Annotated in this window: 18 protein-coding genes, 1 pseudogene and 1 riboswitch; of the genes and pseudogenes, 11 read left to right on the top strand and 8 right to left on the bottom strand. The window is 68.5% G+C overall.

The features are described from left to right. Positions 1–12: 12 nt before the first annotated feature. Positions 13–1,125 (top strand): glycosyltransferase family 4 protein, encoded by a 1,113-nt coding sequence (locus ACFQBT_RS14125; RefSeq protein WP_377823590.1) that lies wholly within the window; start codon positions 13–15, stop codon positions 1,123–1,125. Between the two features lie 106 nt (positions 1,126–1,231). Here the strand turns inward: ACFQBT_RS14125 and ACFQBT_RS14120 are convergent, their stop codons facing one another. Next, positions 1,232–1,738, bottom strand: a complete 507-nt coding sequence (locus ACFQBT_RS14120) for a fasciclin domain-containing protein (protein WP_377823588.1) — start codon at positions 1,736–1,738, stop codon at positions 1,232–1,234. Between ACFQBT_RS14120 and ACFQBT_RS14115 the strand changes: the two genes are divergently transcribed. Next, the gene (locus ACFQBT_RS14115; RefSeq protein WP_377823587.1) at positions 1,737–1,982 is read left to right on the top strand and encodes a hypothetical protein; all 246 of its coding nucleotides are present in this window, start codon (positions 1,737–1,739) and stop codon (positions 1,980–1,982) included. The two genes, ACFQBT_RS14120 and ACFQBT_RS14115, sit on opposite strands and share 2 nt — an antisense overlap. Positions 1,983–2,023: 41 nt before the next feature. Here the strand turns inward: ACFQBT_RS14115 and ACFQBT_RS14110 are convergent. From ACFQBT_RS14110 to ACFQBT_RS14095, 4 genes and pseudogenes are all read right to left on the bottom strand, one after another. Continuing rightward, a pseudogene (locus tag ACFQBT_RS14110) lies at positions 2,024–2,871 on the bottom strand (molybdopterin-dependent oxidoreductase). Next, positions 2,769–3,533, bottom strand: a complete 765-nt coding sequence (locus tag ACFQBT_RS14105; RefSeq protein WP_377823585.1) for a hypothetical protein — start codon at positions 3,531–3,533, stop codon at positions 2,769–2,771. Before ACFQBT_RS14105 ends, ACFQBT_RS14110 begins: the two are co-directional and overlap by 103 nt. 42 nt (positions 3,534–3,575) lie before the next feature. Next, the gene (locus tag ACFQBT_RS14100; protein ID WP_377823583.1) at positions 3,576–4,229 is read right to left on the bottom strand and encodes a DedA family protein; all 654 of its coding nucleotides are present in this window, start codon (positions 4,227–4,229) and stop codon (positions 3,576–3,578) included. 8 nt (positions 4,230–4,237) lie between these two features. Beyond that, positions 4,238–5,599, bottom strand: coding sequence for a serine hydrolase domain-containing protein (locus ACFQBT_RS14095; protein WP_377823581.1), 1,362 nt, complete (start codon positions 5,597–5,599; stop codon positions 4,238–4,240). 128 nt (positions 5,600–5,727) lie between these two features. Here ACFQBT_RS14095 and pcrA point away from each other — a divergent pair, with 128 nt between their 5' ends. Next, positions 5,728–8,031 carry a DNA helicase PcrA gene (gene pcrA, locus ACFQBT_RS14090; protein WP_417281785.1) on the top strand — a complete coding sequence of 768 codons (2,304 nt, stop codon included), beginning with the start codon at positions 5,728–5,730 and terminating at the stop codon, positions 8,029–8,031. Between the two features lie 4 nt (positions 8,032–8,035). On the opposite strand, the gene ACFQBT_RS14085 is transcribed toward pcrA, so the two are convergent. Beyond that, a complete protein-coding gene (locus ACFQBT_RS14085; protein WP_377825503.1) occupies positions 8,036–8,365 on the bottom strand; it encodes a M23 family metallopeptidase in 330 nt (109 codons plus the stop codon). 33 nt (positions 8,366–8,398) lie between these two features. Between ACFQBT_RS14085 and ACFQBT_RS14080 the strand changes: the two genes are divergently transcribed. The 6 genes from ACFQBT_RS14080 (at position 8,399) to purN (ending at position 13,753) form a co-directional block, all read left to right on the top strand. Then, positions 8,399–8,887 carry a hypothetical protein gene (locus ACFQBT_RS14080; RefSeq protein ID WP_377825602.1) on the top strand — a complete coding sequence of 163 codons (489 nt, stop codon included), beginning with the start codon at positions 8,399–8,401 and terminating at the stop codon, positions 8,885–8,887. A 268-nt stretch (positions 8,888–9,155) separates the two neighbouring features. Beyond that, positions 9,156–9,569, top strand: coding sequence for a cobalamin B12-binding domain-containing protein (locus ACFQBT_RS14075; protein ID WP_377823579.1), 414 nt, complete (start codon positions 9,156–9,158; stop codon positions 9,567–9,569). A 79-nt stretch (positions 9,570–9,648) separates the two neighbouring features. Next, positions 9,649–10,842 (top strand): ADP-forming succinate--CoA ligase subunit beta, encoded by a 1,194-nt coding sequence (sucC, locus tag ACFQBT_RS14070; protein WP_377823577.1) that lies wholly within the window; start codon positions 9,649–9,651, stop codon positions 10,840–10,842. Between the two features lie 9 nt (positions 10,843–10,851). After that, a complete protein-coding gene (gene sucD / locus ACFQBT_RS14065) occupies positions 10,852–11,736 on the top strand; it encodes a succinate--CoA ligase subunit alpha (RefSeq protein ID WP_377823575.1) in 885 nt (294 codons plus the stop codon). Positions 11,737–11,821: 85 nt separating this feature from the next. Beyond that, positions 11,822–13,021, top strand: a complete 1,200-nt coding sequence (locus ACFQBT_RS14060) for a cell division protein PerM (RefSeq protein WP_377823574.1) — start codon at positions 11,822–11,824, stop codon at positions 13,019–13,021. Between the two features lie 117 nt (positions 13,022–13,138). Continuing rightward, positions 13,139–13,753, top strand: a complete 615-nt coding sequence (gene purN, locus ACFQBT_RS14055; protein WP_377825501.1) for a phosphoribosylglycinamide formyltransferase — start codon at positions 13,139–13,141, stop codon at positions 13,751–13,753. On the opposite strand, the gene ACFQBT_RS14050 is transcribed toward purN, so the two are convergent. Beyond that, positions 13,718–14,905: an amidohydrolase gene (locus tag ACFQBT_RS14050; RefSeq protein ID WP_377823573.1), complete on the bottom strand. Its 1,188-nt coding sequence runs from the start codon at positions 14,903–14,905 to the stop codon at positions 13,718–13,720. The genes purN and ACFQBT_RS14050 overlap by 36 nt on opposite strands. Further along, the gene (locus tag ACFQBT_RS14045) at positions 14,905–16,359 is read right to left on the bottom strand and encodes an MFS transporter (RefSeq protein ID WP_377823571.1); all 1,455 of its coding nucleotides are present in this window, start codon (positions 16,357–16,359) and stop codon (positions 14,905–14,907) included. The genes ACFQBT_RS14050 and ACFQBT_RS14045 overlap by 1 nt, the downstream gene beginning before the upstream one ends. A 132-nt stretch (positions 16,360–16,491) precedes the next feature. On the opposite strand from ACFQBT_RS14045, the gene ACFQBT_RS14040 reads away from it, so the two are divergent. Then, complete coding sequence (locus ACFQBT_RS14040; protein ID WP_377823569.1) at positions 16,492–17,508, top strand: AsnC family transcriptional regulator; 1,017 nt, start codon at positions 16,492–16,494, stop codon at positions 17,506–17,508. Then, positions 17,505–18,050, top strand: coding sequence for a GNAT family N-acetyltransferase (locus tag ACFQBT_RS14035; RefSeq protein ID WP_377823567.1), 546 nt, complete (start codon positions 17,505–17,507; stop codon positions 18,048–18,050). The genes ACFQBT_RS14040 and ACFQBT_RS14035 overlap by 4 nt, the downstream gene beginning before the upstream one ends. Positions 18,051–18,179: 129 nt before the next feature. Next, positions 18,180–18,257, top strand: a riboswitch (ZMP/ZTP riboswitch). The last annotated feature ends 10 nt before the right edge of the window (positions 18,258–18,267 follow it).

Genomic DNA, 18,267 nt, shown 5'->3' with positions numbered 1-18,267 from the left:
TACTGTTGCGCCGTGAAGGTCGCCCTGCTCACCGACTGCTACCTGCCGCGGCTGGGCGGTATCGAGGTGCAGATGCACGACCTGGGCCGGCATCTGGTGGCGGCCGGGCACGAGGTGCACGCGTTCACTGCGACCCGCGGCGCGGACGGCACCCGGCACGGCGACGACGTGATCGATGGCGTGCAGGTGCACCGCCTGGCGATCCCGCTGCCCGGTGACCTGCCGGTGAATCCGTTCGCTCCACGCGAACTGCGCGCCGTCCTGGGTGATTTCGATGTCGCGCACGTCGCGATGGGGGTCGTGAGTCCGTTCGCGATGGACAGCACCCGGGTGGCTTTGCGGCTGGGAGTGCCGACCGCGGTGACGTGGCACTGCGTGCAGGACCGGTTCCGCTTCGTGGTGCAGGCCGCGGGCTACGTGCGGCGCTGGTCGCGGCGGGGAGCGGCCCTCTCGGCCGTGTCATCGGTGGCCGCAGCGCCGCTGCAGGGGTTGTCGAACACTCCGGTTGCCGTGCTGCCCAACGGGATCGACGTATCACGATGGGCCCCGTCGGGGGATCTGCGCGTGCCGTCCGCAGGCGTGGTCGAGGTGGTTTCGGCGATGCGGCTGGCCACCCGGAAGCGGCCGGTGGAGCTGGTGGCGGCGGTGGGCACGGCGCGACGCCGGCTCTCGGCCCGGGGTATCGATCTGCGGCTGACCATCCTGGGGGACGGCCCGTTGCGCAAGGTCACCGAGGCGGAAGCCGCACGGCACGGCGAGCACTGGCTGACCCTTCCCGGCCGGGTCACGCGGGAGGAGTTGCGGTCGCGTTATCTGAGCAGCGACCTGTACGTCGCGCCCGCCCGTCTGGAGGCCTTCGGGATCGCGGCGCTGGAGGCTCGCACGGTGGGATTGCCGGTGGTGGCGCCGGCGATGAGCGGGACCAGTGAGTTCGTGACCGACGGGGTCAACGGGGTCCTGACCGGGCCCACGACGGCAGATCTGGCGGATGGCATCGTCCGGTTGGCGGGAAACACCGGGTTGTTGCGGGAGATCACTCTCACGAACCAGACCTCAGCGCCCGCGTGTGACTGGCCGGACGTCGTACGGCAAGCGCTGGGCGAGTACCGTCGCGCCGGCGCCTGAGGCTCCCGCCAACCCGCCCCCGCAATTTTTGGAACGGGATTCACCCGTAATCAGCGATGCGGGGTGAATCCCGTTCCACAAGTGGGAGGGGTGAGGGCGGACCGGCTCAGCCCATCGAGCCGGGCAGCACGGTGTCGACGATGTAGACCGTGGCGTTGGCGGTCTGCACGTTGCCGCACACCACCGAGGAGGTGCCGTCGACCTTCAGGTTCGGTGCGGTGCCGGTGACCTTGACTTCCGAACCGGCCAGCGACTTGTGATTGCCGACGACGGCCATCGGGTCGAGTTTGCCGGCGACCACGTGGCCGGTGAGGACCTTGGTCAACGCGGCCTTGTCGGCCAGCAGCTTGTTCAAGTCGGCTGCCGGGATCTTGGCGAACGCGTCGTTGGTCGGTGCGAAGACGGTCAGCGCTTTGGCGTTGTTCAGGGTGTCCACCAGGCCGGCCTTCTTGACCGCGGTGACCAGCGTCGACAGCAGCGGGTTGTTCGACGCGGCCGTCGCCACCGGGTCGGAGGTCATGCCGCTGAAGGAGCCCTTACCGGAGGCGGGGACCTTCGCGCAGCCCGCACCGAACGGAGCCATCGCGTTGGAACCCATGGAGGAGGAACCCATGGAGGAGGAACCCATCGACGACGAGCCCATCGAGGACATCGGCGACGAGGACTCGGAGGTCATCGGGGCGGAGGAACTGCTGGTGGCCATCGGCGAGGCTGCCGACGAGCCGCTGTCCGAGCTGGAGGAGCCGCATGCGGCCAGGGTCATCGGCATGACCAGTGCAGCGGCCGCGAGGGTGAGCGTGGAACGAGTCTTCATGAACGTGCCTTCCGTCGGTCCGACCGTGTCGCCGGAGGTGTGATGGTGGTGATTCGGAGTACTGGCGGTACTGGATGGGGCGAATCAGGCGCCGATGACGACGAGTTCCTGGATTCCGCTGGAACCGCTGGGGAACACCGGCGCCCGCTGCGCCGTCTGCGTCTGGTTGTCGCCGTAGATCACGCGCGCTTGCAGGGAGTGCTGCCCGCTGCCCGGGTCGTCCCAGACGAAGTACCACTGACGCCAGAAGTCCACACCGACGTCCGGACCCAACGTGCAGTCCTGCCAGGGTTTGTCGTCGATCTTCAGCTGGACCTTCACGACCCCGCGCCGCTGCGCCCAGGCGACGCCGCCCACGACCGTGCGACCTTTCACCGTCGCCAACGACGCCGGGGTGTCGATCCGGGCCGACGGTTTGATCGGCCCGTCGGTGGTCCAACCGCGCTGTGTCCAATAGGCTTTCGCGTCGCCGTACGTCGTGACGCGCATCTTCGTCACCCACTTGGTGCTGCCGAGCATCCCGTACAGGCCGGGTGTCACCAGGCGCGCCGGGAAGCCGTGCGTGCGTGGCAGCGGCGCGCCGTTCATCCCGATCGCCAGCAGCGCTTCCCGGTCATCGAGCAGGGCACCCAGGGGGTGCTGATCGTGAAGCCGTCGGTCGCCGTACTGAACACCTGGGCCTGGGGCTTGTCCGGGTCCTTCACCCCGGCACGGTCCAGGAGGTCCTTGGTGCGTACGCCGAGCCAGCGCGCCGCCCCGACGTACCCTCCGCCGACCTCGTTGCTGACACAGGTCATGGTGATATCGCGCTCGATCAGGTCCATACCGATCAGCTCGCGATAGTCGATCGTGAACGGCCGCTCGACGTCGCCCTCGATCGTGAGGGTCCAGGAGTCCCGGTCGAGATTGGGTACGGCGAGTGCAGTGTCCACGCGGTAGAACGCACCGTTCGGGGTGCGTAGGGGGTGATGTCCTTGAACCGGCGTTCGACTCCGGCGGGTAACGGCGGCAACGGGTTTCGCGGCTTGGGCAGCGTCAGGTCGCTGGGATCGGTGGCCGTGCTGAATTTCTGACCCAACGCCGCCGATCCGACCGCGGCGATCGCCACGGCTCCGGATCCGGTCAGGAACGCGCGCCGGGTGTTCGCGCCGGAGGGGTAACCGGACGGTGCGGAGCGGCCGATGCGGAACAGGGCGGTGAGCACCAACGGGCCGACCACGGCGGCCAGAAGAGCCGGGCCGAGGTCGCGCCAGGATCCGGTCGGCCGTTCCAGCGTCGCCGCCGCAGCGGTCGCCACGAGCAGCTGCTGCAGCACGATCCCGTAGACCAGTCGTCGCCGGGCCAGCAGCCCGCTGACGGCCGCGAGCAGCACGGTGCCCACGACCACCGACGCGAGCAGGACGGTCTTGTCGTTGGTGCCGAAGTGCTCGATCGCCCAGTCCTTCAGGGGCGTCGGCGTGCGATCGATGACGGCCGACCCGATGACGAGGACCGGCGATGTCGCGGGATCGACGATGGCCGCCAGCAGGTGGGCCAATCCCATCGCGACTGCAGCGGCGAGAACTCCGGCAAGGGCGGCGCGAACACGGGACATACCCGTGGTTCGTCGCGCTACCCCCTGCGGATGGGCGCGGGGTCAGGCCACGTCGGGGTGGGTCCCCTCGGTGCGGCGCTGGTCGGCGTACGCCTCCACCCGGCGGTCGATGGCCTGGCCCATGAACTTGCCCGCCCCGAAGGCGAGGATGACTGCGATCCCCAGGGCGACGTACGAGAACGTGCTGAGGTACTTCTCCGCGGCCTTGCCCAGGTAGTAGACGGCGTAGGTCGTGCCGCCCGCCCAGCAGATCGCGCCGGCGACGTTGGCGGTCAGGAACCGCGGGTAGTGCATCTTCAACACACCCGACAGCGGCCCGGCGAAGATCCGCAGCAACGCCACGAACCGGCCGAAGAACACCGCGAGCATCCCGTACCGGTGGAAGACGTGCTCGGCGTAGGCGATCGTGTCGTCGTTGAAATGCGCGGGGAACCGGCGTTTGAGGATGTCGAAGATCTTGTAGCCGTACTCGCGCCCCACCCAGTAGCCGATGGAGTCACCGATCACCGCTCCGGCCACGCCGGCGATGGCCACCGCGTGCGGCGACACGGCCAGTTCGTGTTTGGAGGACATCAGCGCCGCGGTCACCAGGACGATCTCGCCGGGCACCGGGATACCGAAGCTCTCGATCATCACAACCGCGCCGACCAGTACATAGACCAGCCACACCGGGATCGTGGTGAGGACGTGCTCCATCGTTGCTCCTAGTGCCAGCCGGCGTCGTCGACTCCGCCGGGAATGTCGCTGGCCGGATCGTACGGCGTGCGGGTGAAACGGAAACTACCCACATCGAGGTAGGCCGACCGCTCGCCGCGCGCGTGGACCTGCAACGGTTCCCCGGCGAAGTAGCCGTCCTGGCCGAGCCAGCGATCCCGCGCCAGGCGCACGAACCGGGCGCCGCGCCCCGAGCCCACCGGGGTCAGGACCAGGTCCGGCCCGTGCAACGTCGCGACGTGCGGTCGCGGTCCCCAGAACCACGTCCCGGTCAGGTCCAGGTCGCCGCTGTGCTGTTGCGCAGGTTGCCAGGCGGCGGGCAGGAGCGGCACGTGGCGGCGTAGTTCAGCGATCAGTTCGGTCGCGCCGAGATCGATGCCGGCGGTCGAATTCATCAACAGCACAGCGCAATCGCCCGATTCCGGATCGGCCCGCAACGCCGATTGGAAACCGGGCATGGACCCGCCGTGCCCCACGTAGCGGGCGGTCCCGAGGTTGGTGACGTCGACGCCGAGCCCGTACGCCCGGGCCCAGCGCTCACCGGGCTCATCGTCGACCAGGGTCGGGACCAGCATCCGCTCGCGCAGTTCGTCAGGCAGCACCTCCGCGGCACCGCGGACCAGGAACTGACCGAACGTCAGCAGGTCGCCGGCGGTGGACCACAACTGCCCCGCGGGCGCCATCGCGCCGGTGTCGGTGGCGGGTTCGTCGTGCACCAGATCTGCGTAGGGGTGCACCGCGAAACCGTGGGCACCGCTGCCCGGTCGGTCGTACGTCGTGCGCTCCAGTCCCAGCGGATCGAGGATCCGCTCCTGCAGTACGTCGCGCCAGTCCTTTTCGCGCAGCCGCGCGACCAGCTGCCCGAGCACCGCGAAGCCGACGTTGGTGTAGTGGAATCGGGACGCCGGAATGTGCGCCTGACGGATGCTGGGCAGCAACTGCTCCCAGGTGAGCCCCGCGGACCGTTCCCACCACGGCCCGTCCGTCTCGGCGTACAGGCCGGCGCCGTGAGTCAGCAGCGACTGCACGCTCACCCCCGGCAGGTCCAGCTCCGGCAGGTGCTCGCCGATCGGGTCGGTGAGCGCGACCGCCTCATCGGCGACCAACTGCATGACCAGGACGGCAGTGAACGTCTTGGTGATCGAACCGATCCGGTACGCCGTGTCCGGACCGGCCGGCGTACCCGCGGCGTCCAGGTCGCCCACGGCAGCCGTCCACTCCAGCCCGGCGATCGTGCGCACGCCGCCGACCACGGAGGGAGCGCGATCGGTGTACTGGGCGCGGGCGATGCGCGCGGTCAGCGCCGCGCCGGCCGCGGGGGCAGTTCTTCGGTCACCGGGGCATCCTCCCAAACCACGGTCCTGTCGGAGCCGCGCCGTACCCTGGGTGGTGACATGAGCAGCCTTTTCGATGACCTTCCCCTGCCCGGATTCAGCGGTGCCCAGGCCTCCCCACGCTCGGCCGCCGTGGACGATCGGGGGTGCCGGAGTGGGCGCGGACCGGCTCCGATGCCCCCGAACCGGCCGCGTCACCGCAGCACAGCCGCGGTGAGGAGTTGCTGGCGGGGCTCAACCCGCAACAACGGGAGGCCGTCGTGCACCATGGCGGCCCGTTGCTGATCATCGCCGGCGCCGGCTCGGGCAAGACGCGGGTCCTGGCCCACCGGATCGCCTATTTGCTGGCCGAGCGGCACGTGCAGCCCGGCCAGATCCTGGCCATCACCTTCACCAACAAGGCGGCGGCCGAGATGCGGGAGCGGGTCGAGGCGCTCGTGGGGCCGGCGGCCAAAGCGATGTGGGTGTCGACGTTCCACTCCGCGTGCGTGCGGATCCTGCGCCGCGAGGCCGGCAAGCTGGGCCTGAAGTCGAGCTTCTCGATCTACGACGCGGCGGACAGTCAGCGGTTGATGGCGATGGTGGTGCGCGACCTGGACCTGGACCCCAAGCGATACCCGCCGCGCTCCTTCAGCCACCAGGTCAGCAACCTCAAGAACGAACTGATCGACGAGGAGACCTACGCCGGTCAGGTCAGTGAGGGCACGCACCAGGAGCGGATGCTGGCCCAGGCCTACACCGCCTACCAGCGACGGCTGCGGCAGGCCAACGCGCTGGATTTCGACGACCTGATCATGACGGTGGTCAACCTGCTGCAGGGCTTCCCTGATGTGGCCGAGTACTACCGGCGCCGGTTCCGGCACGTCCTGGTCGATGAGTACCAGGACACCAACCACGCCCAGTACGTCCTGATCCGCGAGCTGGTGTCGGCGCACGTGTCGGATGCCGCGCTGGGGGAGTTGCCGCCCGCGGAGTTGTGCGTCGTGGGTGACGCCGACCAGTCCATCTACGCCTTCCGCGGTGCCACGATCCGCAACATCGAGGAGTTCGAGCAGGACTACCCGGACGCGAAAACCGTTCTGCTGGAGCAGAATTACCGTTCGACGCAGAACATCTTGCAGGCGGCGAACGCCGTGATCGCGGGCAACGACAAGCGCCGCCCGAAGAACCTGTGGAGCGAAGCCGGCGACGGTTCGCTGATCGTGGGATACGTCGGGGACTCCGAGCACGATGAGGCCTCGTTCGTCGCCCGGACGATCGATGAGCTGGGGGACGAAGCCGGGGTGCGGCCCGGTGACGTGGCCGTCTTCTACCGCACCAACGCGCAGTCGCGTGCGTTGGAAGAGGTTTTCGTCCGCGTCGGCCTGCCCTACAAGGTTGTCGGCGGCACGCGCTTCTACGAGCGGCGCGAGGTCAAGGACGCGCTGGCCTATCTGAGGGTGATCTCCAACCCCACCGACACGGTCAACCTGCGCCGGATCCTGAACGTGCCCAAGCGCGGGATCGGCGACCGGGCCGAGGGTGCGGTCGCCGCGCTCGCGGACCGCGAACGCATCCCGTTCATCGCGGCCCTCGGCCGGGCGGCCGATGCGCCGGGGATCGCAACGCGCTCCGTCGCGGCCATCGCGGCGTTCACCTCGTTGCTGGAGTCGCTGCAAGAGGTCCGGGAGAGCGGCGCCGGTGTCAGCGAACTGCTCGAAGCGATCCTGGACCGAAGCGGTTATCTGGCGGAGCTACGCAAGAGCCCGGACCCGCAGGACGAGAGCCGGATCGAGAACCTCGCCGAACTCGTCGCGGTGGCAGGCGAATTCGACGCCAACTACCCGGGCGCTCCGCTGGAGGACTTCCTGGAGCAGGTGTCACTGGTCGCCGACACCGACGAGATCCCCGCCGACGACCAGGAGGATCGCGGTGTCGTCACGTTGATGACGCTGCACACCGCCAAGGGACTGGAGTTCCCCGTCGTCTTCCTGACCGGTATGGAAGACGGCACGTTCCCGCACATGCGATCCCTGGGGGACAAGGACGAACTCGCCGAGGAGCGCCGGCTGGCCTACGTCGGCATCACACGGGCCCGTGAGCGCCTGCACCTGTCCAGAGCGCAGGTGCGTTCCGCGTGGGGATCACCGCAGTACAACCCGCCGTCGCAGTTCCTATCGGAGATCCCCTCGTCACTGATCGATTGGCAGCGGATCGAGACCACGGGCTCCCGGCCGTCCTCGACGCCGGCGGTCGCGCGGTTGGCGGCCCGTCCCGGGGTGCGCTCGCCGGGCAACCGGCCGGTGATCTCGCTGGACGCAGGTGACAAGGTCACCCACGACAGCTTCGGGGTGGGCACCGTGGTGCGGGTCGAAGGCCACGGTGAGCGCGCGATGGCGCACATCGACTTCGGTGGCGACACCGGGGTGAAGCGGCTGCTGCTGCGCTACGCGCCGGTCGAGAAGCTCTGAGCGATCAGAAGATGCCGCGGGCCCGCATCCACGGGCCGGGGTCGACGGCGACACCGCCCACGTGCACCTCGAAGTGCAGGTGCGGTCCGGTGGAGTTGCCGGTGTTGCCCGAGTAGCCGATCACTTCACCGGGGGACACCTTTTCGCCGACGGTCGCGGAGAACGCCGACATGTGGCCGTAGATCACGCTGGTGCCCCCGCCGAGTGCGATCTCGACGCGCATCCCGAAACCGCCATACCACCCGACGGCCACCACGGTGCCGCTGTGCACGGCCCGCAACGGGGTGCCGATCGGGGTCGCGAAATCGTTGCCCTTGTGACTGGTCGACCCGATGCCACCGGGGAGGAACGATGCCCGAAGCCGGAGGTGAACCGCCCGCCGCAGCCGGCGATCGGGCAGACGTATCCGGTCGCTGACGATGTGCTCGCCGAGGAGCCGGCTGCGGACAGGGCAGCCTTCGGAGCTGCGGCCTTGACGGTGAGTTGCTTGGCGGCCGGCGTGCTCGACAAGGCCGTGAGCGCGGCCTTCTTCTGGGCGGCCGCCTGGTCGGCAGCCTTCTTGTCGGCAACCTGTTGGGCAGCGGCCGCCCTCTGGGCGGCAGTGGCCCGTTCGGCCTGGGGGACCGTACGCGCCCGGGAGCGGGAAGCGGCCGTCACATCCGCACGCTCGATCACGGGTGCGGACACCGTCGTGGGCTTGCTGACCGTGGTGTCGGCGGAAGCGATATCGCCGCTGGTCGCCGCCCGGGTGACGCCGGCCGCGGTCAGGGTGATACCCGCAGCAGCGGCCACCGGCACCGTCACCCGGCTGGTACGCCAGATCGGTGGCGTGTGGGAGCGATGGCGACCCTGGTAACGAGACACAGTGACCTTTCAAGAACGGGACATGACGGCACCAAGGCCGTGGACGAACAATCGGCAACGGTACGAAGCGGGTCCCACCGCCCGTCCGGGCGCCCCCGGGACCTGACCGCTCGTCGTACGTTGCCTGGGAGCCCTCACCATACCGTGACCAAACCGTGACTTTTCAAATGTGCGGCCTTCCTGTGAAAAACGACCGGGTGTCGTGGGACTGCCTGACCGGTCGTTCTGTGAACCCGGACACAGCCGCGTAGGCTCCGGGTATGTCCGAGAACTCTCCGTTGCGCATCGTGGTGGCCAAGCCGGGTCTGGACGGTCACGACCGGGGCGCCAAGGTCATCGCCCGCGCCCTGCGTGACGCCGGGATGGAAGTCATCTACACCGGTCTGCACCAGACGCCCGAACAGATCGTGCAGGCGGCGATCCAGGAGGACGCCGACGCGATCGGGATGTCGGTTCTGTCGGGTGCGCACATGACGCTGTTCGCCAAGGTGCTGGAACTGCTCACGGAGCAGGACGCCGCCGACATCGTGGTCTTCGGCGGCGGGATCATCCCCGAGGAAGACATCCCTGCGCTGAAAGAGCTTGGTGTGCAAGCTGTTTTCACGCCGGGCACCACCACGACCGAGTGCGTCGAGTGGGTCCGTGCGCACGTGGGAACCGGCGCTACCGCTTGACCGCGCACCTGTGGCCCGAATCACAGGGATAGAGTCGAAAATGGTGAGTTTTTCTCTCAAAGCAAGGAAGTAGATCACGGTGGATCTGTTCGAATACCAAGCGCGCGACATGTTCGAAGCGCACGGAGTACCGGTACTGGCCGGGAAGATCGCAACCACGCCGCAGGACGCACGTGCTGCCGCCGAAGAGATCGGCGCACTGTCCGGCGGCGTTTCCGTTGTCAAAGCCCAGGTGAAGACCGGCGGCCGCGGTAAGGCCGGCGGCGTGAAGGTCGCCAAGTCTGCCGACGAAGCCGAGCAGTACGCCGAGCAGATCCTCGGCATGGACATCAAGGGCCACACGGTGGGCACCGTGATGATCGCCCAGGGCGCACAGATTGCCGAGGAGTACTACTTCTCGGTGCTGCTGGACCGGGCCAACCGGTCGTATCTGGCGATGTGCTCCAAAGAGGGCGGCATGGAGATCGAGCAGCTCGCCGTCGAACGCCCGGATGCGCTCGCTCGCATTCCCGTCGACCCCAACGTCGGTATCGACCAGGCGAAGGCGGATGAGATCGTCGCCGCGGCCGGCTTCGACGCCGACACCGCCGCGAAGGTAGCGCCCGTGCTGATCAAGCTGTGGGACGTCTACAACGGTGAGGACGCGACACTGGTCGAGGTCAACCCGCTGGTGAAGACCGCGGACGGCGACATCGTCGCCCTGGACGGCAAGGTCAGCCTGGACGCCAACGCGGACTTCCGGCACCCCGATCACGCGGCCCTGGAAGACGTCGCCGCGGCCGACCCGCTGGAAGCGGCGGCCAAGGAGAAGGGCCTGAACTACGTCAAGCTCGACGGCGACGTCGGCATCATCGGCAACGGCGCGGGGCTGGTTATGTCGACCCTCGACGTCGTGGCCTATGCGGGTGAGGAATTCACCAACCCGGCAGGGGAGCACCCCAAGCCGGCCAACTTCCTCGACATCGGCGGCGGCGCGAGCGCGGCCGTCATGACCAACGGGCTGAACATCATCCTGGGCGATGAGCAGGTGAAGTCGGTCTTCGTGAATGTCTTCGGCGGCATCACCGCCTGTGACGAGGTCGCGCGGGGCATCGTCGGTGCGCTGGACGCTCTGGGCGACAGCGCCACCAAGCCACTCGTCGTACGTCTGGATGGCAACGCGGTGGAGCAGGGCCGGGCGATTCTGGCCGAACGCAACCACCCGCTGGTCACCATCGAAGCAACCATGGACGGCGCCGCGGCCAAAGCCGCGCAACTCGCCGCCGCGAAGTGAGGATCTGACATGGCGATCTTTCTGAACGACGACAGCCTGGTCATCGTGCAGGGCATGACCGGCTCGGAAGGTATGAAGCACACGACCCGGATGCTCGCCGCGGGCACCAAGGTCGTGGGCGGGGTGAACCCGAAGAAGGCCGGCCAGTCGGTCGACTTCCCCGGCGACGTCAGCGTGCCGGTCTTCGGCACGGTCGCTGAGGCGATCAAGGAGACCGGCGCCAACGTGTCGGTCGTCTTCGTGCCGCCGGCCTTCACCAAGTCAGCGGTGGTCGAGGCGATCGACGCCGAGATCCCGCTGACCGTGGTGATCACCGAGGGTGTGCCGGTCAAGGACACGGCCGAGTTCTACAACTATTCGGTGGGCAAGCCGACCCGGATCATCGGCCCGAACTGCCCGGGTTTGATCAGCCCCGGGAAGGCCAACGCCGGCATCATCCCCGCGGATATCGCCGGCGCCGGCCGCATCGGTCTGGTGTCCAAGTCGGGCACGCTGACCTACCAGATGATGTACGAGCTGCGGGAGTTCGGCTTCTCCAGCGCCATCGGCATCGGCGGTGACCCGATCATCGGCACCACGCACATCGATGCGCTGGAGGCCTTCGAGAAGGACCCCGAGACCGATGCGATCGTGATGATCGGCGAGATCGGCGGCGACGCGGAGGAGCGTGCCGCGGCGTACATCAAGGAGAACGTCAGCAAGCCGGTCGTCGGCTACGTCGCGGGCTTCACCGCCCCCGAGGGCAAGACGATGGGTCACGCGGGCGCGATCGTCTCCGGTTCGTCCGGCACCGCCGCGGCCAAGAAGGAAGCGTTGGAAGCTGCCGGTGTGAAGGTCGGTAAGACTCCGTCGGAGACCGCTGAGCTCATGCGGGAGATCATGCGCAACGCCTGATCGTTTAGCTGTGCGCGCCGGGACCCTCCAGGGTCCCGGCGCGCCTGCGTCTGCGGGTGGGATCGGCGGGAGACGATAGACCGCGATGAGTGTTCTGGATCGGACCGGCCGTGACGAGCGGGCTGCAGGCGAGTACGACGAGCGCATCAGTCCCGGGGTCGTTGCCGGTTATGGGGCGGTGGCGGCGGGTGCCGTTGTGCTGGTGCTGTTCGCCGTCCTGCTGGTCGGGTGGGTCACCGATCCGCGCAGTGGCGGGTCGTGGATGTCGGTGCTGGGCCTGTCCGGAGACGTGTGGGCGCTGGCGCACGGTGGCCGCGTGCACGCTCCCGTTGTCGGGTCGATCACCTTCGCGCCGTTGCTGGCCACCTTCGCGGCAATCGTCCTGGCGCGCACGGCTGCTCGTCCGGTGCTCGCGACCGGTACACGCCGTGGCCTGTGGCCGACGACGGGCGCGTTCGCCGGAGGCTACGCGGTCGCCGGGGTCGCTATCAGTGCCCTGGGATACCTGGGGCCGGCGACGCCGTCGCCGGTGTATGTGATCCCGGGTGCGCTGCTGGTGCCTCTGATCGGCTTCGTCTGGGCCATCGCGCGCGACAAGGACGACGACAGCCCGCTGCGTGCCGAGATGATCGCGCAGTACGACCGCGTCCCGCCGATGGTGCGCAAGGCCGTGAGGCCCGGTCTGGAAGGTCTTGCGGCACTGACCGGCCTGGGTGCGCTGATCGTGCTGATCGCCGTACTCACCCACCTAGCGCGTATCGGCGCGGTCAGCGGAACGCTCGACATGGGACTGGTCGGCGCCGTCATGCTGTGGGGCGGCCAACTCACCGCGCTGCCGAACGGCGTTGCGTGGGCGACCACCTGGGCCAGCGGTGGCGGTTTGCAGATCGGTCCGGTCGACCTCGGCATCGGCCAGGTGACGCCGGGAACGTTGCCGGCCTTCCCCGCGCTGGGAGGCATCCCGGAAGCCGGTCCGCTCAGCTCCTTGATGCTGATCGCACCTGTCGCGGTGGTTGCCATCGGGGCCGCCATCGGCTGGCGCGTCGTGTCGCGGACCAGCCTGCTGAGCAGTGTCACCAACAAGCTGACCCAGGCCGCGGTCGCTTCGGCGATCGCGAGCGTGACCATGGTAGTGCTGGCTCTGGTCGGCCGAGCGGGTCTGGGAGACAACGCGATGGCGTATGTCGGGCCCACACCGCTGTCGTGCCTGCTGCTGATCGTCGAGGTCATGGGCGCTGCGTTGCTGACCACGACCCTGGTCCACTGGCTGAGGTCCTCGCACTAGCACTGCGCGCGGCCCACCGAGCGCACCGATTCTGAGGATTTGGAGATTGTTGAGGATGGTTTCACCCGTCCTCATCCTCAGAATTGTCGGACTCCTCAGAACCTGTGACGCATTAGGCTGACCGCCGTGAGCGCTACCCCCATCGTCGTCCTCGTCTCCGGGTCGGGAACGCTCCTGCAGGCGCTGATCGACGCTTCCGCGGACCCGGCGTACGGCGTACGCATCGTGGCCGTCGGCGCGGACCGGGACGGCATCGAGGGTCTGGCGCGGGCGTCGCGCGCGGGCATCCCCACCTTCGTGGAGAAGCTGCGCGACTACCCCTCACGTGAGGACTGGGACGCCGCGGTGGGCGCCCAGTTGGACGCCTACAACCCGGCCTTCATCGTGACGGCCGGCTTCATGAAGATCATGGGTCCGGCGGCCATGGGGTCGCGGACGTTCGTGAACACCCACCCCGCGCTGTTGCCGAGTTTCCCCGGTGCGCATGGCGTCCGCGATGCGTTGGCGTACGGCGTGAAGGTCACCGGCACGACGTGTCACCTCGTCGACGGTGGCGTCGACTCCGGCCCGATCATCGAGCAGCGGGTCGTCGCGGTGCTGCCGGAGGATGACGAGGCATCGCTGCACGAGCGGATCAAGGTGCAGGAGCGCGACCTGCTGGTTGATGTCGTGGGCCGGATGGCGCGGCAGGGTTGGTCAGTGGCCGAGCGCCGCGTGACGCTCGGCCACTAGCGCGAGCAACCGGTCACGCTGCACCGGTGAAGTAGCCGCAGCCACGGCGGCAGCCGCCAGCCCGTACGCCGCGTCGACCACCGCACGGTCCGCGGATTCGGTCGTGCCGTAGGACGCGAAGTCCGCTGTGTGGTGGACCGCGTCCTGGACGTCGTAGCCGATCATCGGGTGTATCGACGGCACCACCTGCGACACGTTGCCCATATCGGTCGACCCGCCCATCTCCTCGCGCAGCGGCACATCCCGACCACGGTCCCGCAGCGCATCTTGGTACGCCGAGGACAAGAACGCGTCCTGACGCATGTCGGCGAACTCGTGGCCCTTGGGCGTGACCGACAGCGTGCATCCGGCGGCGAGCGCGCCTGCTTCGAGACAGGCGCGGATGCGCGCCTGGGTCTGCCGCAACCCCGCGATCGTCGGCGAGCGCAGCTCGATGACCGCGGTCGACTGCGCCGGTATGACGTTGGGTGCGGTACCGCCGGAGGTCACGATGACCGAGACGATGTCGTCGCGGGGAAGCTGCTGGCGGGCCAGTGCGATCGCTGTCTGGGCGACCACCATCGCGTCCAGCGCGTTGACCCCGGCGGTCGGTGCGACGGCTGCGTGCGCCGGGCGTCCGTCGTACGTCACGTCCCAGGCACACAGCGCCAGGGAGCCGACACCGACGGCGTCCTCGCCTGCGGCGTGCGCCATCACCGCGAGCGCGACGTCGTCGAAGTATCCAGCGTCGATCAGGTCGACCTTCCCGCCGCGGGTTTCCTCGGCGGGAGTGCCCAGAGCCAGCACGGTGATGCCGACGTCGTCGGCCACCGCAGCCAGGCCCAGGGCGGCGCCCACCGCGGAGGCGGCGTTCACGTTGTGCCCGCAGCCGTGCCCGATGCCGGGTAGCGCGTCGTACTCGACGCACACCGCGACCACGAGTTCGCCGGTGCCATAGGTCGCGGCGAACGCCGTGGGATGACCGACCACCGCAGCGATCGAGAAACCCGCGCCAGCGAGCATCCGCGTGCAGCGGGCGGCGGCGTGGTGTTCCTGGTCACCCAGCTCCGGGTCGGCGTGGATCGCGTGGCTGAGCTCGATCAGTCCGGTACGCCGGGTGTCCAGTTCCGCGCCGACCCGCGCGCTCAGCGCCTGGTCAGCAACGACGCTCATCACACCAGCCCCTCGGCTGCTGCGACCTCTTCGGTGGCTGCCGTCGCCCGGCGGTAGGTCGTCGACGCAGCGGCGGCGATCAACGCGGCCGCCGCGAGGATCATCCAGATCAGGGTGAACCCGCGGAGGGCGATGTGGCCGTCGGCGGTCAGGTTGCTGGCGATCACCATCTGCACCACACTCGCCCCGATCGCGATGCCCAGGGACAGGGCGAGTTCGTTCAAACCGGCCGCGGTGGCCGTCAGGTCTTGGGGCAGGCCTTCGACGGCGAGGGCACGGGTCGCGGACTGATAGGCGCCCAGACCAAGACCGAAGAGGACCAGGCCGGCGACATATCCGACGAAGCTGCCGTGCGCGATCAGGAGCACCACGAAGCCTGCGGCCAGGACCACTCCCGACAAGATGAGTGTGCCGCGCTCGCTGACCACGGTCATCAGCCAGCTGGTGGCCAGCGACGCCAGGAACGACGCCACGCTGGAAACGATGAACAGTTCGGCGATCTGCAGTGGGTCGAGCCCGAAACCATAACCGGCATCAGCGGATTGGCTGTGTAGGAAGATGCCGTTCGCGGCCAGGTAGGAGATGCTGGCGAAGCCGAAGAAGAAGGTCGCGATGGTAATCGTGCGGATCTGCGGCACGGCCAGCATCCGCAGATTGACGAAGTGCTTTCCGGCACGGGACTGCCGGGAGTCCAACCGGGCCCACCAGGCAAGCAATACCACCCCGCCGACGGCGCAGGCCACGGTCTTGAGGTCAGTCCAGCCCCACACGGCGCCCTGGGCGGTAGCCGTCACCAGCGCGATGAGGCCGAGGGAGCAGGTCGCCAGCGGGGCACCAGCGATCGGGGTCTTGTCCGGCGTTCCGGCATCGGGGAGCAGCCACGCACACAGGATGGCGATCGCCGCGAAGGGCACGGCCACCCAGAAGGCCTTCAGTGGGTCGTCCTGGCCGACGTAGCCCGCCAGCAGACCACCGCCCCCGACGGTCAACATCAGCGTGCCGACCATCGTGCCGACCCCGGCGCGGGTGCGGCTCTCATCGGTAGCGCGCAGAATTCCCATCATCAGCGGGATGAAGCCGACGACGACGGTGAGCAGGACTACACCGATCATCACGGTGACCAGGGTGGGCACGATCGCCATCAGCAGTACCCCGATACTGACGACCGCGACCGACCAGCGCAGCGTGCGCCGGTAGCCGAAGCTGTCGCCGAGGCGGGAGACGATCGGCGTGACGACCGCGAAGCCGAGGCTGGACACCAGCCAGATCAGGTTGATCGTGTCGTCGGTGATGCTCAGCGGTCCGCCAAGGGCGGGCAGGATCGGGTTCAGGTAACCCTGGCTGACGCCGCTGAGCGCCTCGATCAGTGCCATTGCGATGATCAGCCGAAGGACCGCCCGCTCACCGCGGGTTCGCGCGGCAGGGGTGGAAGGCTCGGTGGTGATGTCGGTCATGTCGTGCACCTTGGGAGCGGGGGACGCCCGGGCTGGGCGACCAGTGCGCGAAACGCTAGGGACCTCGCGGCGCGACGTTGCCCACCTGCGCGATATCCGCCACTGCGCCCGTCGCTGGTGCACGATTCGTCCATGACGTCCTGGACCGCCTCCGAGCTGGACCACTCACTGGTCGGCGTATTGGAGGTCCGCCCGCGGGCGGAATGGGCCTCGGCCGCAGCCGTGCTGGGGGTGGCGTCGACGACGGTAGCGAGGCATTGGCATGAGTTGGTACGCCGCGGGGCGGCCTGGGTGACGGCCGCGCCCGGTCCACAGCTGGCTGGGCAGGAGGCGTGTGCCCTGGTCCTCCTAGCGGTCGTGCCGACGAAGCGTGCTGCGGTAGCCGCTGCACTGCAACATGACCCAGCTGCCGGGACTGTCTCCACGGTGGAAGGGGCGTGGGACTTCCTGGTCGACACCTTCGAGACTTCCGGACTCGCGCTCACCGCTGCCGTGGACCGCTTCGCGGGGCTGCCCGGGGTACAGCGAACCGAGGTGGTCCACCTGGTCGCGGCGCATCGCGATGGCTCGCACTGGCGCAGTGGAACCATCAGCGCGGGGCAGACCTCCTCCGTGGCAGCTGGATCCCCAGGTGCGGTATGGCCCGCACCGACCAGCCCGGACGCTACGGACAGGGCGCTGCTCAGCAGGTTGACCCTGGACGGACGAACCAGCCTGGCCGACCTCGCGGACAGCTGCCACACCTCGCCGCAAACGGTTGGCCGACGGCTGCAACGGCTGATCGGCTCCGGGTACGCCGCGTTGAGATGTGACACGGCGCAGCCGTTGCGCCGCCCGCATCGAGAGGTCACCTTGCTACTCAACGTTCCACTCGCCCAGATCGATGCGGCAACCGCCTTTCTCGCCACCCTGCCCGAATGCCGGTTGGTCGCCGAGGTGCTCGGCGAACAGAACCTGTTCGCGACGATGTGGGTGCGCGACTACGAGCAGTTGAAGACCAGAGAACGCGAGCTTGGCCGGGCGGCGCCGGGCACGATGGTGCGCGCACGTTTGGCGATCGGAGGGACGGTCAAGCGATCCGGTCAGCTGTTGGGGGAGCAGGAGCACCGGGTCGGTACGGTGCCGATGGCGATCTGGCCCGCGCCGTGACGCGGCCTGTTCTCACGACGCCGCGGTTGGAGCTGCGGCCGATGCTGCCGGAGCACTTGCCGTTGCTGGTCGCGCTGGACTCCGACCCTGAGGTTATGCGGTACCTGCTCGGCCGGGCGCGGTCGACGCAAGAGGCCGAGGAATTCTGGGCTCCGAAGTGCGCAGAGACTCACTGCGAGGATCGTGGGCTCGGCTGGTTCGTCGGTTTCGCCGATGGTGAGTTCGTCGGACGGTGGGATCTGACCACGCCGCCCGAGGACACCGCCGCCGACCCGGAGGCCGGTTGGCGGTTGCGCCGCAAATTCTGGCGACAGGGTCTGGCCACCGAGGGCGCTGCGAGGTTGTTCGACCACGGATTTCGCACCGTAGGTGTGCCGCGGATCTGGGCAGAAACGATGGCCGTCAATCTCGGCAGCCGCGGTGTGATGCGACGGCTCGGGATGCGGCACGTCCGCACCGAGCACCGGCACTGGGATGATCCGTTGCCGGGAAGTGAGCACGGCGAGGTGATCTACGAGATCCTGCGAGACGAGTGGCGCTGATCCGTGAACTTGCGGCGGTTTCGTCGGATATCGCGGTGGCGGTCCTCAAGGGGGCAGTGACTTGTGGTGGTTTCGTCGGATATCGGGGTGGCGGCCGGTGGGATTCCGTCGCCGGATACCGCCGGTAAACTGGCCGCACACGACTGGCGAAGGTGGGACACCACCGGGGAGTGGACAAGTCGCGCATCGCCCGCCTGGGTGCGCTCGTTTCGACAGC

The organism is Branchiibius cervicis, assembly GCF_042661605.1.
Classification (GTDB): Bacteria; Actinomycetota; Actinomycetes; order Actinomycetales; family Dermatophilaceae; genus Branchiibius; species Branchiibius cervicis.
Note: the sequence above shows the minus strand (reverse complement) of the source record. Positions and strands in the feature narration are given on the sequence as shown.

Excerpts from the sequence above, each read along its gene's own strand:
- ACFQBT_RS14115 (WP_377823587.1), top strand. The coding sequence starts at position 1,737 with ATGGAGGAGGAACCCATCGACGACGAGCCCATCGAGGACATCGGCGAC.
- ACFQBT_RS14120 (WP_377823588.1), bottom strand. The coding sequence starts at position 1,738 with ATGGGTTCCTCCTCCATGGGTTCCAACGCGATGGCTCCGTTCGGTGCG.
- ACFQBT_RS14105 (WP_377823585.1), bottom strand. The coding sequence starts at position 3,533 with ATGTCCCGTGTTCGCGCCGCCCTTGCCGGAGTTCTCGCCGCTGCAGTC.
- ACFQBT_RS14100 (WP_377823583.1), bottom strand. The coding sequence starts at position 4,229 with ATGGAGCACGTCCTCACCACGATCCCGGTGTGGCTGGTCTATGTACTG.
- ACFQBT_RS14075 (WP_377823579.1), top strand. The coding sequence starts at position 9,156 with ATGTCCGAGAACTCTCCGTTGCGCATCGTGGTGGCCAAGCCGGGTCTG.
- sucD (WP_377823575.1), top strand. The coding sequence starts at position 10,852 with ATGGCGATCTTTCTGAACGACGACAGCCTGGTCATCGTGCAGGGCATG.
- ACFQBT_RS14060 (WP_377823574.1), top strand. The coding sequence starts at position 11,822 with ATGAGTGTTCTGGATCGGACCGGCCGTGACGAGCGGGCTGCAGGCGAG.
- ACFQBT_RS14050 (WP_377823573.1), bottom strand. The coding sequence starts at position 14,905 with ATGAGCGTCGTTGCTGACCAGGCGCTGAGCGCGCGGGTCGGCGCGGAA.
- ACFQBT_RS14045 (WP_377823571.1), bottom strand. The coding sequence starts at position 16,359 with ATGACCGACATCACCACCGAGCCTTCCACCCCTGCCGCGCGAACCCGC.
- ACFQBT_RS14040 (WP_377823569.1), top strand. The coding sequence starts at position 16,492 with ATGACGTCCTGGACCGCCTCCGAGCTGGACCACTCACTGGTCGGCGTA.